We start from the raw sequence: 15453 nt of genomic DNA, 5'->3' as shown, positions 1-15453 counted from the left end.
GGTGAACACATTTTTTTCGCCCTGCGGCTCTGCCTCTCGCATGGAAGGCGGCGACCGCAACACCCTCAACTGCAACACCATAACCAACCCCGGCAGCGGCGACAACGCCGCCATCTACGCCATCCACCCCGCCCGCGGCAGCATCCTGTGCAACACCGCCGACGGCACCGCGCGCGGGCTGCATTTCGAGGGCATGCTGGCGGGAAAGGCGAAGGCCGACGTGGCCGGCAACACCATGAAAAACAACGCAGCGACAGGGCTGCTGCTCGGCACGGATGCGGTGCTGGGACCTCAGGTACATCGGGGGAACAAGTTTGAAGGAACCGAGGCGTTGGCTGGGAACAACGCTGCCCAAACCTCGAAGTTCACCGTTGACGCCAATGAAAACCCTGATTTCTTGCCGAACGCTTGGCTTCCTCAATTGTGGTTTGAAGATGTTGAAGACCCTGCCTTGTCTTACCAATGTTTACCGCCATCCGCTTGCCCTTTGCCCGCTGCGGCAACGGATTTTGACTTGGACATACGCATTGTGAAAGGAGAACTGACGGGTATCGAATATCAATCCGAAAATAACTGGCTGGCGCAAAGGCGCTTTTACGAACTTGTTTTGGAAGAAGGCAACCCGTACCCCACGAATGCAGATGTTGCAGCCTTCATAACGCAGGCTCAGTCCAACGGCCTCGCGGGCTATGCCGAGGTGCAGGTGGGCATTCGACAATTGGGGGATATGAGCGAGGAAGCCCGCCCTTCAGCCGCAGCGAGTCTTTTGTCGCAAAACAACGGCCTGACGGGGAGCGCCGCCTATCAAGCCAACGAAAAAGCCGTCAACGAGATATTTTTGCAAACAGTCGCCATTGGCAACTATGACTTTACCGCAGCCCAAATCGCGTCGCTGGAGGCAATCGCCGAACTTTGCCCCCTCTCCGATGGAGAAGCGGTGCTGCGGGCGAGGGCGATGCTGAATTTGTTAGAAAGGAACCCCAACAATTACGACGATTTCGTCAATTGCTACGGCGGGGAACGCTCTGACAACACCCGGAGAAAAACAACGCCCCCGGGCCAATCGCTGAAACTGTTTCCCAATCCCGTCCAAGATGTATTCACGGTCGAATACAACGGGTTGAGCGACTCGGGGCAGCGGTTGGCGCTGTTCAACGTCTTTGGGCAAGCCGTGATGGCAATCAATTTGCCCGAGAGCCACGGTCGCGTCTTGGTAACGACAAGCAACTTGCCGGCAGGTGTTTACTGGTATGCCGTGCCTGGCGAAAACAACTTTTCCGGCAAACTCATCATAAGCCGATAAGCCTATTGTTTCACTCGGGATAGCATACGTTTCCCATGACGTATGCTATCTCTTTTTGTTTTTTTTTATGAGAACTCGTGCGATTCTATTCTTGCTGGCGCTATCCCATGTTGTGCAGTCCCAAAAACACGACTACGTATGGATAACGGGCGACGACAACCAGTCATCCGACACTACCTACGGCGGCTCGTTGCTAGACTTCAATTTCAGCCCCGTGAAGGCAACTTACAATTACCGCAAACAAAATATGTACACCACCAATTCCAGCATTTGCGATAGTGCGGGAAATTTACTTTTTTTCACAAACGGGTGTGAAATTGCCGGAGCTGACAATGAGACTTTGGAAAATGGCGAGAATATTAATCCCGGAAGCACTCACACATTGTGGTGCGTACAATACAACGACGGATATGCTGGGGGGCCACAAAATTCCGTCATTTTGCCGCAACCCGACACATCCGGCCTATACTACCTGTTTCATAAAAGGTATATTATATACTCCAACCCTGTTGATATAGTTTTCGATAAATTATATTATTCAATAGTGGACATGAATCAAAATAACGGCAAAGGAAAAGTAATTGCCAAGAACGTGGAATGTATGTCCGATACGTTATCGCAAGGAGGGATTTGCGCTATAAAACATGGGAATGGAAAAGACTGGTGGCTTATCACCGCCCGGCGGAACAGCAATGTGTTCTACATATTTAAATTTGCTAAAGAGGGAATCGTTGACACTTTCCAGCAGACTATCGGCATCATGGCTAATCCTGCCGGAGAAAGTTTAGGCCAAATTGTGGCTTCGCCAGATGGCGAAAAGATTTATAGAACAAACAGATATGACCCGGTCATGGTCTATTCCTTCGACCGCGAGGCAGGGGTGTTTACGCAGTTTGACACCATATCCTTTGATTATGGCAATCAATTGGTTGGAGAAATTGGATGCGCGGTGTCGCCCAACAATCGCTACTTATATTTATCCTGCCGCAAATTTTTATACCAGTTGGATTTATGGGCACCCGACATCAGCGCATCACAGACGACCGTGGCCGAATGGGACGGCTTTGCAGACCCCTTTCCCACCATGTTTTGGCAGTGTCAACTGGGACCTGACTGCAAGATTTATATTTGTGCTGGCGGCGACACCCGCTACTATCATGTCATCCACAAACCGGACGAGCCGGGCCTGGCCTGCAATGTGGAGCAGCGCGGGGTCAAATTCCAGACGCCAACAGGTGCCTCCATGCCTTCTTTCCCCAACTACCGCCTCGGACCGCTCGACAACCCCGGGGTGCCGTGCACGGCCACGGTGAGCGTGAACAACCCGCTGCCCGCAACCGAAAAAAACACGGTGCAGGTGTGGCCCAACCCCGCCACTGATGGGTTCACCCTCTCGTACAGCCTGCCGCAGGCAAGGGGCGAGAGCCGGCTCTTCTTTACCGACCCGTACGGGCGCGTCGTCCACGAGACGCGCCTGCAGGGCGCGGCAGGGCGCGTGGCGGTGCGGACGGAGGGCTGGGCGGCGGGTGTGTATTTTTGGGTATTACTCGCCGCTGACAGCCGACAGGTAGGCGCAGGGAGGGTCGTGAAACAGTAAATTCATTCCCCCACCTCCACCACCAATTCCACTTCCACTGCCATGCCGCGCGGCAGAGCCGACATACCCACTGCCGAGCGGGCGTGTTTGCCGCGCTCGCCGAACACCTCCACCATGAGGTCGGAAAAACCATTGACCACTTCGGGTTGGTTAGTGAAATCGGGGGTGCATTGCACCATGCCTAGCACTTTCACCACACGCCTGACCTTGCGCAGGTCGCCCAATTCGGCCTTAAGCACAGCCAATTGATTGATGGCCGTCAGACGGGCCGCTTGATATCCCTGTTCGATGCTCAAGTCGGCCCCCAGCCTGCCAGTGATGTATTGGCCATCTTTCATCGGCCCTGCGCCAGCGAGGAAAAGCAGGTTGCCCGTGCGCACACATTTGACGTAGTTCGCCACTGGCGCGGAGGGCGTGGGCAGCGTGATGCCCAAGGCGGCCAATGTTGATTCGGGAGCAACGGTGTCAGTTGGCACGCGCTCGATTTTTTCTTTGTCGGAAGGAGCAGTTTCTTTGCAGGAAAAAAACAGGACTGCGCAAAGGAGAAAAGGAAGGCGTTTCATATCGCGTTATTTTTTTGCAAACCTATGAAAAGTTCGCCTTGACTGATTCGCAAGCCTTCACATACCCATGCAACAATACATCGCCAAAACACTCGCCAACCTCGAACCCGTGCTCGCCGACGAGCTCCGCGCCCTCGGTGCCAATGGCATCAGGCCACTCAAGCGCGGAGTCGCTTTCGACGGCGACCTGCGCACGCTCTATCGCGCCAACTATGAACTCCGCACCGCTTTGCGAATTTTGGTGCCCATACACACTTTCCCGGCCTACAACGAGCGCAATTACTACGAGGCCATTCGTGAAATTGACTGGTCGGACTTCATGCGCGTGGACGACACCTTGGCCGTGGATGCCGTGACACAAGGCGAGGCGTTTCGCCATTCTCAGTACGTCGGGTTGCTCACCAAGGATGCCATTGTGGACCAGTTCAGGGACCGATACAACCGCCGCCCCAACGTGAACACCGTGGCCCCAACCTTGCGTGTCAATGTGCACATACAAGGCACCCATTGCGACATCTCGCTCGATGCCAGCGGCGACTCGCTGCACCGCCGCAACTACCGACGCGACACAGTGGAGGCTCCGCTCAACGAGGTGCTGGCAGCTGGCATGGTATTGCTCTCTGGCTGGGACGGCGTGGGGGCTTTCGTTGACCCCATGTGCGGCAGCGGCACCCTGCCCATCGAGGCGGCCATGATAGCCACCCATACCCCACCCCAGCACAAGCGCGAGGTGTTCGGCTTTTTCAAATGGCCGGATTTCAATCGGAAACTCTGGGAAACAGTCAAGAAAGAGGCCGATGGCCGCGTGCAGGCGTTTGAGTTCCCCATCTGGGCTTCCGACAAGGATGCGCGCGCCCGCAACGCAACAGCCATCAACGTCTTGTCCGCAGGGCTGGAAAGCGTGGTGCGAGTGGAAAAAACGCCATTCGAGAAATTGATGCCCCCCGAGGCGCAAGGCGCCCTTATCACCAATCCGCCTTACGACGAGCGCCTGAAGATGGAAGATGTCGCGGCTTTTTACGCAAGCATCGGCGACCGACTGAAGCGGCACTGGGCAGGCTGGAATGCGTGGTTGATTTCGTCGAACCGCGACGCGCTGAAACACGTCGGGTTGCGGCCCAGTCGCAAAATCACTTTGCTCAACGGCGCGTTGGAGTGCAGTTTTCAAAAATTTGAATTGTATGAAGGCGCCAAAAAAAATTAAAAAGTTGGAAGGCTGGGCGATTGGCGTGTTGCTCTTTTTGAGTCAGACGGGGATGAGCCAATCCTTTTTAGGCGAAAAAAACTTGTTTCCACTGCGAGAAGCAACCTACACACCAATAGTAGCATATCGCCTTAGCGTGGAAAGGCTGCCGTCGAGATATGTAAAGAGCCATCAAACCGAAGGCGTGGGGTCGCCCATATTTCTGCCGCGTTGGTCGGCTGAGCGGCTGCCGTTTTTCTGCCGCATCGAACACGACGTGGCCAAACGGGGGGCAGTCCCCTTCAAGTTTCGATTGGGGTCGGCGGAGTATGTGGATTGGTTGGAGGGCAAGGGAAGCCGGCTTGGGCGGGCCGAGTAAGGCAGTGCCTGTTTTGACAGACTATGCCGTGCCGCCGTTCACAGACAATCTGCACAATTCACTCGCATAAAATCCGTGAGCGACATTATGAGACCAACCTCTTTGAAACCTGACTTTTGGAAAAAAATGGGTTGCACAACGGGCTTCGGGGGGAGGAGTATATTTGGGCAAAAAATCTCCGGTTATGAAAAAAACAATCCTACTCTCGGTTTTTTTGTGTTGGGTATTGTGCAATCTCTTGGCGCAACAAGTCTGGCATAAAAACCTGTGGCCGGCACTACCGCTCGATATCAGTTTTTGCAGGCTGCATATAGAGGATGTCCAATATCTATTGAGCACCAACGATAGAATTTTTCAGATTGATGAGTCAGGTGTGGTCACAGGGTATATGCAAAGACCATCGGGTAGTGGCGCAGCCGTGCATTGGACATCCGTTGTCAAGAAACGCGCAGCCAACAACGGACACCCTTATTTTCTGATTAGCAGGTGCCCTTCCACCCCCTCATCCGACTATTCCATCGTCGAACACCGCCCCGGTGTTGGGGTAACAAACACCTATTCTTATACCGACACTTCCACCGCTCCCACAGGCACACGGCCCATTATGGTTCCAATGAGCGACAGCACATATCTGCTATTTGCAAACAAGTTTTATCGAAAAATAAAACATACCGAGGGGGGCGGGTTTGTCGAGGAATGGAGCAGGCCGTTGGATATGAGCGTCGTTCACGTTTTACCTTACAACGACGGCTTTCTTGTGTCAAATACCAGCCAGCAACTTGTGGCGCTCAATCTGGATGGTGAGGAGGTCTGGAGAAACAAATACGATTATAGAACACACTCGATTGCGGTGGTTTCAGGAGGGTTCATTGTTTGTGGGCAGGTGTCCGATAGCCATGCCGTTGTTGCAAAATTGGATGACAATGGAATAGAGATTTGGAAAAAAGAAACACCAGACAAAAGATTTCTTGATATAGCCGCCACCAACAATGGCGGGAGTGTTTTGACGGGCGAATCGGACAGCTCAAAAGCTGTGCTCATCCGCTTGGATGCCAACGGCGGGGAAGTGTGGAGAACAACATTCATACATGGCGTAGGCGCACAGGTATCTCGGTCAGGCGATGGGGGATTCGTGGTGGCGGTGCGCGGGTATGCGCCCAATGAATTTAGGCTCATCAAAACCGATGGGATGGGATTCACCGCTGCGACAGAGGAGCGCATACTGATTCAAGAACGCAGAATCCAGACGGACAATATTCAGGCTACTTTTCCGCCCAATGCCAGTCTGTTTTACGACCGAAGCAACCATGCCACCCTCTTGTCGTTGAAAGACAATAATACCGCGACGATATTCGCTGCATCACCTTGGATAGCGGCCTTGGATGAAAACGATTCACTGTTTGCGTCCGCAAATGATTATTTTTTCTTCCCCAACTCAGACTTTCGCCCCGGCACGACAAAGACACAGATGCGTGATTTTGAGCGTGTTTGGGCGACCAACCGTGCCGAAATCAACCGCTTGCGTCTCGACTTCGGCACCGACCAGTTTCTCAACCACCCTGTGCCATTCGATGTGCTTACTTGGCCCGCCAAGGGCAACCCGCACCTCCAATACAATCTCGATTTCACTCCCGTGACCACCCCTCCCGATTTGTTTCCCGCCCCATTCGTGGATGCCAACAGCGATGGCATCTACAACGTGTACGACGGCGATTACCCGCTCATCAAGGGCGACCAGATGGCTTGGTGGGTTTTCACCGATAGCACCAAGCACAATAGGTCCGAAAGCAAATCTATGGGATTGGATGTTTTTGCTTCTGTGCATGCTTACGATTGCACAAAGAATGAATTGATTGACAAATCATTGTTGGCGGAATTCGAATTCGTCAACCGTTTTGACAAAAACTATAAAAACGCATTTTTTGGTTTATTCATTGACTTTGACTTGGGCTGCTACCACGACGACCATTTTGGCTCCTTGCCTGAAGCAAACACCCTTTATGTCTATAACCAAAGTGCCAACGACACCCTTTGTTTTCAAGGTATTGTTGGTTTCGGAAGCAACATACCTGTTCAAACAGCGACGTTTATCAATCGCAGCATGGACTACAGTATGTGTTATTTGAGCTCAGGACTGATTAATTTCCCCCCCGTGATTGACCCTCAACTCCCAGCTCATTTCTATCATTATTTGCAAGGGAAATGGAGGGATGGCAATTTCCTCAATTTTGGTGGCATGGGATACGAACCTAATGGTGCCAACCCTACTTCGCATGTATTTCCAGACAATCCTTCAAACCCTACGGGATGGACGATGTGCTCCGCCAATTTGGCTTACGCGGATAGGCGCACCCTCATGTCGCACGGGCCTTTCACCTTCGCCGCTGGCGACGCCTTCCGCGTCTCCACCTTGTTCACGCTGCACCCCGACATCCCCCACCCCTGCCCTGATATTTTTGGCTTGGTGAAACCCAACATCGAACAACTGCAACAATGGCACGACGACGGCTCGCTCTCCGCCTCCGTTGACCTCGGACAAGTCGTCAAACTGCCGCCCGGCCAAAATATCACGCTAAATGCCACCATACCCAATGCCTCCTACATCTGGTCATCAGGCGAGACCTCGCCGACCATCAACGTCGCCCAACCCGGCACTTATAGCGTCACCATCACCCCCACCACAGGCTGCCAAATCGTGGAAACCGTGCTGGTACAACTCGGCACCTCCATCGCGCAGCCCGACCACTCGCCCGCTTGGAGCATTCGCCCCAATCCCGCCCGCGACTTCATCTGGGTGGATTGCCCCGAATGCCTGAGCGCCGAAGGGACGTGGCGCACCGTGTTGCGCAACGCGCAGGGCATTCCCGTGCTTGCCACGCAAGGTCTGCGCGTGCAGGCACGAGACTTGTCGCCGGGCTTCTACTGGCTGGAGCTGTGGCACGACGGGCGCTTTCTGGGCAGCAGGAAGGTAGTGGTGGTTCGGTGAGAGTATGCAGAGCGCATTACGATGCCCCTTTCTCCCCCCCCCTCACTCGCTTCACGAACAACCACATCACCGCCCAACCAATCAGGCCACCCAATGCCGCGCCGCACAATACGTCGCCGGGATAATGCACCCCGACATATACCTGAGAGAAAGCAATCGCGGTTGCCCAACCCAAAGCGACCGGACGCACCCAGCGCCGCACATACCCAAACACGCCAACGATAAAAACCGCCACCGCAAAATGATTGGCCGCGTGAGAGGAAGTGAAACTATAGCCCGAACCGCAGGAAACGCGCAAAACAACGCGCTCCACCATGGCCGGGTCGTTGCACGGACGCAGGCGCTGCACATTTTGCTTCACCAAACGACTGCTCGTCAGGTCAGCCAACCCAGCGGCCAGCACCATGCCCAAGATGATAGCCCATTTTTTATTTCCGCTATTGAGCCAAACAAACACCGCCAGAAAAAGATAGAGCGGTGCCCAAAACCATTTTTCCCGAAAAAAGGGCAGCACCGCGTCAAAGAGCGGATTGCTAAGACTGGCGTTCACGAACTGAAAAGCGGCAGCGTCCCAGTGTTGCAGGGTTTGAAGCATAATCAAGACATCAATGGTTTTTGTGCGATAAGAATCAGGCGCTGCGACGAGCGTGCATCAAACTCGCTCAAGTCGTACCCTCCATAAGTGCGCAGCAATTTCAAGCCAGCCTCCGCGAATAACACCTCAAAATCAGGCAACCGAAACAAGCGCACCTGCTCACGAAACCGGAACAGGCGCCCACCCGTCGCAAACTCCACCGTCTTGAAGACATACCCTCCCCGGAGGTTTCTTTTCAGCAAAAAATCAATGTTATCCACCCGTTTAGTTTCCGTCCGCACGAGATGTTGCCGCACCCAATCGGCATTGAAATAGTCGAGCAAGAACAGTCCCCCCGGCTTCAGCCCGCGCTGCACGTTTTTCAAAGTCAGCAAATGGTCGTGGTCAGTCTGAAAATAACCGAAACTGGTGAACATATTCACGATGGCATCGTAGAAGTTGATTCTGAACGGAAGCCGCATATCGTGCTGGTAAAAGGTCAGGCGTTCGTGCTCAAACTGGCGGGCGAATGTGATGCTTGAATCCGAAATATCCAAACCCGTCACGACAAAACCCTGAGCCGCCAAATAACGACTGTGACGGCCTTTGCCGCAAGCCAAGTCAAGTATCTGCGCCCCCGGTGGCAGGTCGAGTGCCTTGAGCAAATTGTCGAGAGTCTGTTGAGCCTCTTGTTCGTCGCGGCTCTTGTAGAGCATATAGTAGTAGGGAGAGTCGAACCACTCCGCGAACCATTCCTTTTTCATGGAAAGTCGATTAGTCGTGTTGCGCATTCGTCGGACGAATCAAAAGCCCCCGGTGGATAGCGCTGGCAAAAGGGTGTTTTCTCGAAAAAAACAGCCCCGTCCGAGAGGGCGAGGCTGCATTGTTTATTTTGAAATTGAACAGGTTGTTTTGTCACACGGTCACCAGTTCCTTATCCATCGCTAATTCAGTCACGCCCGTGTTTTCGCAGTATTGCAACCAGTTGTACTTGTCCGGCTCCAAGCCAGTGCGCAAGCGATTGATATATTTTTTGAGCTTGGTGCCGACGGGGCGGTGCTCGGCATCCACGGGCGGCAAATCCATCCGGCGGTCGCGCCAAGTGATGTCGCTCACATGGCTCACCACCGCAGCAGTGCCGGCACCGAAGCATTCTTGCAAGGTGCCGCGCCAGTAGGCATCCGCGATTTCAGCAATGCTGATGAGGCGGTCTTCCACTGTGTAGCCCCAATCTTTGAGCAAGGTAATGATGGTATCGCGCGTGACCCCCCGCAGGATGGTGCCCGTGGTGGCAGGTGTGATAACCTTGCCGTCCATCACAAAGAAGAGGTTCATGGTACCCACTTCTTGCACATATTTTTTCTCCACAGCATCCATCCACATCACTTGGTCGTAGCCGTTTTTCTTTGCACGTTGGGCCGGGAGCAGCGAAGCACCGTAGTTGCCTGCGCATTTGGCCTCCCCAACGCCGCCCTGTGCCGCACGGGTGAACACTTCTTCCACCCAGAGTTTGACGGGCTTCGGATAGTATGGGCCAACCGGGCCGGTGAAGATGAGGAAACGATAGGTCTCGGAAGCGTGCACACCAAAGTATTCATCGGTGGCAAACATCAACGGACGTATGTAGAGCGCGTGGTCGTCATCTTCCGGTATCCAGTCTTTGTCAAGTTCGACCAGCATTCTCAGCCCTTGCATGAAGAGGTCTTCCGGCATATTGGGCATGCACATCCGTTCGGCGGATACGTTGAGCCTGCGGGCGTGCATATCGGCTCTGAAAAGCACGGGCACGCCGTTGATTTTGGTGGCCTTCATACCTTCAAAGATGCTCTGGCCGTAGTGGAGCGCCAAGTTGGAAGGCGCGATTTCGAGATTGCGATACGGCTCGATGCGCGGGTTGACCCAGTTCTGACCATCGTAGTCAACGATGAAAACATGGTCGGAAATCACTTTTCCGAAAGGGATGTTGGAAAAATCAACCTCGTGAATCTTTGAACGGGTTGCTGGGGTCACACTGATAGGATACTTTACAGCCATAGTGGTGGGAAATTGACAAAGGTGAAAAGCATTTGATTGGACAGCACAAAGTTAAGTACCTTTGGGGCAAACAAAAAAAATTTTATTTCAAAAAAACAAAAAAAAATGGCTTTTGAAAAATTTTTATTTCCGAAAAGCAACATATTTTTGCAAAAATACTTTTTTTTCTCAAAAAACGAACACGACACCTCTCGCGTTCCCACACCAAAACGAAAGAAATGTTTGCTGAAAACGACTTGATTTTCATCGCGCCGGAGCGCCGCGCAGCAGAATTGTCGAAAGGCCAGTTCGCTTGCCGGATATGGGTGCTTGCCTTGGCCGAACCCCTACACGGCGCTGCCAACCGGGAGTTTCTTGGAAAGGTGCTGGCGGCTGCCAACCTAAATTTGGAGAAAGATACGCTGTTTGCGGAAATCCCCGTCGGCGAGCCAGTCACATTTTCGACGGACATAAAGGACAAACAACCCGAACACATTTTGGTTTTCGGTTTGTCGCCCGCGCAACTCGGCCTTACGCTGAATATGCGCCCCTATACTCCTTTTTCATTCTATGGCGCCACATGGCTTTTTGCCGATGCCTTGTCCGCGCTGGAACCCGACAAAACCCGCAAAGGCCAACTCTGGTCGGCCCTCAAACAACTATTTTTCTAAATCGTAAATCAATTTGTCATTCAATGAGAGCTTATGTTTTTCCCGGTCAGGGAGCACAATTCGAAGGTATGGGCAAGGAACTGTACGAGACCAACGCCCAAGCCAAAGACCTTTTCGAGCAAGCCAATGACCTATTGGGCTGGCGCATCACGGATGTCATGTTTCACGGCACCAAAGAGGATTTGACCCAAACCAAAGTCACCCAACCAGCTGTCTTTTTGGAGAGCATCGTGCGGGCGAAAATAGTAGGGGGCACTTTTCGTCCCGACGCGGTGGCAGGCCACTCTTTGGGCGAGTTCACGGCATTGGCGGCCTCGGGAGCCTTGTCGTTCGAGGATGCCCTGCGCTTGGTGAGCCAACGCGCATTTGCCATGCAAAAAGCCTGTGAGCTGGTGGACAGCACCATGGCAGCGGTGCTTGGCATGGAGGATGCCGAGGTGGAGCGCGTGGTCGGCACCATTCAGGGTGAAGTGGTGGTGGCAGCCAATTACAACTCGCCTGGCCAGTTGGTCATTTCTGGCTCGCGCAAAGGCATTGAGCTCGCAGTGAACAAACTCACGGAGGCGGGGGCCAAACGAGTGCTGGTACTGCCAGTAGGGGGTGCCTTTCACTCACCCCTGATGCAACCCGCGCAGGACGAACTGGAGCAGGCCATCAACGCCACCCAATTTGCCCGCCCTATATGTCCGGTCTATCAGAACGTGCACGCACGACCCGTGACCGACCCGGAGGAAATTCGCAAAAACCTCGTGGCGCAACTTACCGCACCCGTGCGGTGGACACAAACCATCGAGAATATGATAGCCAACGGCATCACGGAATTCGTGGAAGTGGGCGCTGGTGCGGTGCTGCGCGGCTTGATTCGGAAAATCAACAAAGACGTGGCCACCGACGGCCTCTGATGCGCGTGCCAAAATAATTGCGCCCCCTATTGCACCAAAGCTTTCTGCCTACTACTTTCGTCCCCGACGAACGATTAAGTAAGAGACTCCGAACATGGCAGCAAATTCATTGATTAAAAGCGGCCAAATCTTGCTGGCCGAACCCTTCATGCAAGACCCCTATTTCCGCCGCGCGGTCGTGTTGCTCTGCGAACACCACGATGAGGGCACCATAGGGTTTATTTTGAACAAAAGTATTGACATGACGATGAATGAATTGGTGAGCGATTTCCCACCCTTCGAGGCTGATATTTTTTACGGCGGCCCGGTCCAAACTGACACGCTGCACTACGTCCACAACGTCGGCGATTTGCTCGAGGAGAGCGTGAAAGTCGCCGACGGCGTGTGGTGGGGCGGCGACTTCGAAAAGCTCAAGTTTCTGATAACCAACGGTCTCATCACACCTGACAACATCCGCTTTTTTGTCGGCTATTCCGGCTGGACGGGCGGGCAACTGGGCGAGGAGATGGAGTACGGCTCATGGGTGGTGGCGCCGATGGATGCCAATTATATCTTCAAAAGCAAGCCCGGACAGTTGTGGAGCCAAGTGATGTACGACAAAGGCGACCTCTACGAAATCATAGCGGATATGCCGGATATGGTGAGTTGGAATTAGCCCCAATCAGTTCCTCCCCTCTTTTTTCATGTTTGCACATGACAAATGAGGGGAGGCTGCTCACTCAAACCTCCCCCGCACTGTCACTCCTTCCCAATCATCCGTCCGGAACGGGCAGGCCGGGAATCCTTCGGCATTGAACAAGTTGGCATCCTCCGGCGCGTCGGCCCAAGCGTAACGCACGGAGGCGGGTTTCAAACCTTTCGGGTGGCGTGCCACGACTTTATCTCCTTCTATTTCCGCTTTGGCATAGTGAAAAACGCGGTCGGGGCCAGCGATTTCAAAGCCTTTGAGGTAGCCATATTGGTCTTTCACGGTGAGGCCACTGCCGGTATGCCTAAAAGACAAAATCGCCCTGTCGTTTTCAAAACGCACGGACTCGAACATGGGGCCGCTGTGCAGCACGTTTTGCCCGTACACAAATTTCAACGCATTGGCGGCCAATCGTTTGCCCACGTCTTGCTTGTTGCGCGGGTGAATATCGTTCGGGTCGCCGATGTCGGTCGTGACGGCCATGCCCGTGTTCGGGAGGCGGAGGGTCATGGTTTGGGCTTCGCGGAGTTCGGCCCAGGGGCTGCCCTGATTGCTGTTTTGTGAGGCGCCGTAGGAGGAAAGTTGCACGAAATAAAAAGGGAAGTCTTCGCCCCAGCGTTTGCGCCAGTCTTCAATCATGAGCGGGAAGGATTTGCGGTATTCGTAGGCGCGGCCAGCGTTGGTTTCGCCTTGATACCAGAGTGCCCCGCGAATGGCGTAGGGGATGAGCGGCGCGAGCATGGCGTTGTAAATGGCCGTGCCGACGTTGTTGCTCGAACGGGCAAAGGTGTGCGGCTCGGCGAAGGAAGGCATGAGCCGCCAGTCGTCGCCAGCGAGGCTGATTTTTTGGGTGGGTGTGCTGACGTACAAATCGTTTTCAGAGCCCATGAGTCCAAGGCCGAACCACTCAGGCTCAATGGTTTTGTTCATTTTGACCATGAGGCTGTTTGAGCCGGGTTGCCAAGCATTGGCTGGGAGCAAAATCTGGCGTGTGCCTTTCAACAGTCCGGCAGCGGCGAGTTTTCCGTTGATGTAAATTTCGTTGTAACTGAACTGTTCGGCTAGCCCCAATGTGGTGATTTGGCTCGTCATCTCGGCGGGGATTTCTACCGTCCGCGCCATGAATCCGTTGCCGCGCCAAGCCCATATTCCTTTCCAGTCCCATTGCCACATGGGGCTGGCTTTGAGCCAGTGGGAAAAGTCGTAGCCGGGTTGGAGGTATTTCTTTTCGTCGTCGAGCGAGGGATTGGCATAGGGATTCCCCAATAGTTTTTTCTTGATGTTGCGTTCTAAATGCAGGTCGGCCTCTTCCCAGTTTTTTGGCAGGTTTTCACCGTAGGCTTTCAACACGTCGGAGCCGCACATGGCTTCTTTGCTGAGCCAACTTTCCACTTGCGAGCCGCCCCAAGAGGAGTTCAATAGACCAATCGGGACACCCGTTTTTTGAAAAATTTCTCTTGCGAAAAAGAAGCCGACGGCGGTGAAATAGCCGACCTTCTCCGCTGAAGCCACTTCCCAACTGCCTGATGATAAATCTTCTTCGGGCTGCAACGAGACTTCATGCGCCACCTTGAAATGGCGGATTTTCGGATAATCGGCGTTCTTTTTTTCCTCCTCATAATTGGCCGATTGCGACACGGCCCATTCCATGTTCGACTGCCCGGAGCAGAGCCACACGTCGCCGATGAGTAGGTCGGAAAGCATCAACCTGCCGGAAATCGTCTCGGCGGTGAGCGTGTGCGGCCCGCCTGCTTCGAGCGGAGCAAATTTGACCTGCCACTTGCCTGACTTGTCGGCTTTTGCCTGTTGGGTTTGACCAGCGAGAGCGACTGTTACCTGTTCGTTCGGATTGGCCCAGCCCCACACGGGTATCGGTTTTTGGCGCTGCAACACGGCGTGGTCGGTGAAGAGGCGGGCGAGGCGGAGTTGGGCGGTTGACTGGAGGGTCAGAAGGAGGAGTAGGGAGAGAAGGAGTGTTGGCTTTGTCATTGTGTGGTGTTTTAAACCTTGATTCGCTAGGATTTGTCAGATGCTCCTGATTTATATCCCTTATTTTGAGCAGATTGCGCCTTTAGCCATGTCCAAAAAATTTGGAAGCGCGGGGTTTAAGCGTTCATCAGGGCACACCACTACCTTTTCGGCTCGTTCAGTTCGATGAAATAGCCATCCGGGTCGGCGATGTAGATTTGCGAAGCGCCATCGAATCGCTTTTGGCGAAGGTATGGGTAGTTTTTCTCTTTCAAATACCCCTCCACTGGGTCGGCATCGGGTATGGTGAAGGAGAAATGAGCAAGGTTCGGGTCATTGTTCGTCACCGGGAACGTGCGCCCCGCGAGCAGGTGCAATTCCTGTCCCGGTGCGATTTTGAACCACGCCCGTATTGATTTCAAATGCTCTGGCACCTCGACCTTTTCGAGGCCAAGAAACTCACCGTAGAACTTGGCGCTTTCTTGAATATCTTTCACTGCCAACGCGACGTGGTTGTAGCCAGTGATGTTGATTTGGGCGGATAGGGTTTGGAGGGGAAGAAGAAAGAGGAGGGTGTGGAGGATTTTCATGATGTTGTCAAAGTCGTGAAAGTTGCATAGAAAACC

The 15453-nt window shown here is 53.6% G+C and carries 14 protein-coding genes; 8 read left to right on the top strand and 6 right to left on the bottom strand.

Going from position 1 to position 15453, the window contains the following annotated elements; translation table 11 throughout:
• The first annotated feature begins 1 nt into the window (after nucleotide 1).
• Both KIS77_03240 and KIS77_03235 read left to right on the top strand, forming a co-directional pair.
• Nucleotides 2-1303 carry a T9SS type A sorting domain-containing protein gene (locus tag KIS77_03240; GenBank protein MCW5921331.1) on the top strand — a complete coding sequence of 434 codons (1302 nt, stop codon included), beginning with the start codon at nucleotides 2-4 and terminating at the stop codon, nucleotides 1301-1303.
• A 550-nt stretch (nucleotides 1304-1853) separates the two neighbouring features.
• Complete coding sequence (locus tag KIS77_03235) at nucleotides 1854-2900, top strand: hypothetical protein (GenBank protein ID MCW5921330.1); 1047 nt, start codon at nucleotides 1854-1856, stop codon at nucleotides 2898-2900.
• Nucleotides 2901-2902: 2 nt separating this feature from the next.
• Here the strand turns inward: KIS77_03235 and KIS77_03230 are convergent, their stop codons facing one another.
• Entirely contained in the window at nucleotides 2903-3463 is a 561-nt protein-coding gene (locus KIS77_03230; protein MCW5921329.1) for a RidA family protein, read from the bottom strand.
• A gap of 67 nt (nucleotides 3464-3530) precedes the next feature.
• On the opposite strand from KIS77_03230, the gene KIS77_03225 reads away from it, so the two are divergent.
• The 3 genes from KIS77_03225 to KIS77_03215 all read left to right on the top strand — a co-directional run bounded on the left by KIS77_03225 (nucleotide 3531) and on the right by KIS77_03215 (nucleotide 8011).
• The gene (locus tag KIS77_03225; protein ID MCW5921328.1) at nucleotides 3531-4667 is read left to right on the top strand and encodes a class I SAM-dependent RNA methyltransferase; all 1137 of its coding nucleotides are present in this window, start codon (nucleotides 3531-3533) and stop codon (nucleotides 4665-4667) included.
• Entirely contained in the window at nucleotides 4645-5025 is a 381-nt protein-coding gene (locus KIS77_03220; GenBank protein ID MCW5921327.1) for a hypothetical protein, read from the top strand. Before KIS77_03225 ends, KIS77_03220 begins: the two co-directional genes overlap by 23 nt.
• Before the next feature lie 184 nt (nucleotides 5026-5209).
• Complete coding sequence (locus KIS77_03215) at nucleotides 5210-8011, top strand: PQQ-binding-like beta-propeller repeat protein (protein ID MCW5921326.1); 2802 nt, start codon at nucleotides 5210-5212, stop codon at nucleotides 8009-8011.
• A 16-nt stretch (nucleotides 8012-8027) separates the two neighbouring features.
• Here the strand turns inward: KIS77_03215 and KIS77_03210 are convergent, their stop codons facing one another.
• The 3 genes from KIS77_03210 to KIS77_03200 all read right to left on the bottom strand — a co-directional run bounded on the left by KIS77_03210 (nucleotide 8028) and on the right by KIS77_03200 (nucleotide 10619).
• Nucleotides 8028-8612: a phosphatase PAP2 family protein gene (locus KIS77_03210; protein ID MCW5921325.1), complete on the bottom strand. Its 585-nt coding sequence runs from the start codon at nucleotides 8610-8612 to the stop codon at nucleotides 8028-8030.
• Nucleotides 8609-9349: a methyltransferase domain-containing protein gene (locus KIS77_03205; GenBank protein MCW5921324.1), complete on the bottom strand. Its 741-nt coding sequence runs from the start codon at nucleotides 9347-9349 to the stop codon at nucleotides 8609-8611. The genes KIS77_03210 and KIS77_03205 overlap by 4 nt, the downstream gene beginning before the upstream one ends.
• Nucleotides 9350-9500: 151 nt before the next feature.
• The gene (locus tag KIS77_03200; GenBank protein MCW5921323.1) at nucleotides 9501-10619 is read right to left on the bottom strand and encodes a branched-chain amino acid aminotransferase; all 1119 of its coding nucleotides are present in this window, start codon (nucleotides 10617-10619) and stop codon (nucleotides 9501-9503) included.
• Between the two features lie 218 nt (nucleotides 10620-10837).
• Between KIS77_03200 and KIS77_03195 the strand changes: the two genes are divergently transcribed.
• From KIS77_03195 to KIS77_03185, 3 genes are all read left to right on the top strand, one after another.
• Nucleotides 10838-11269, top strand: a complete 432-nt coding sequence (locus KIS77_03195; GenBank protein MCW5921322.1) for a hypothetical protein — start codon at nucleotides 10838-10840, stop codon at nucleotides 11267-11269.
• Between the two features lie 23 nt (nucleotides 11270-11292).
• Nucleotides 11293-12171: an ACP S-malonyltransferase gene (fabD, locus tag KIS77_03190; protein MCW5921321.1), complete on the top strand. Its 879-nt coding sequence runs from the start codon at nucleotides 11293-11295 to the stop codon at nucleotides 12169-12171.
• A 94-nt stretch (nucleotides 12172-12265) separates the two neighbouring features.
• Complete coding sequence (locus KIS77_03185; GenBank protein MCW5921320.1) at nucleotides 12266-12826, top strand: YqgE/AlgH family protein; 561 nt, start codon at nucleotides 12266-12268, stop codon at nucleotides 12824-12826.
• A gap of 60 nt (nucleotides 12827-12886) precedes the next feature.
• On the opposite strand, the gene KIS77_03180 is transcribed toward KIS77_03185, so the two are convergent.
• Both KIS77_03180 and KIS77_03175 read right to left on the bottom strand, forming a co-directional pair.
• The gene (locus KIS77_03180) at nucleotides 12887-14848 is read right to left on the bottom strand and encodes a hypothetical protein (GenBank protein ID MCW5921319.1); all 1962 of its coding nucleotides are present in this window, start codon (nucleotides 14846-14848) and stop codon (nucleotides 12887-12889) included.
• A gap of 140 nt (nucleotides 14849-14988) precedes the next feature.
• The gene (locus KIS77_03175) at nucleotides 14989-15417 is read right to left on the bottom strand and encodes a VOC family protein (protein ID MCW5921318.1); all 429 of its coding nucleotides are present in this window, start codon (nucleotides 15415-15417) and stop codon (nucleotides 14989-14991) included.
• Nucleotides 15418-15453: the final 36 nt, after the last annotated feature.

The organism is Saprospiraceae bacterium, assembly GCA_026129545.1.
GTDB lineage: Bacteria > Bacteroidota > Bacteroidia > Chitinophagales > Saprospiraceae > M3007.
Note: the sequence above shows the minus strand (reverse complement) of the source record. Positions and strands in the feature narration are given on the sequence as shown.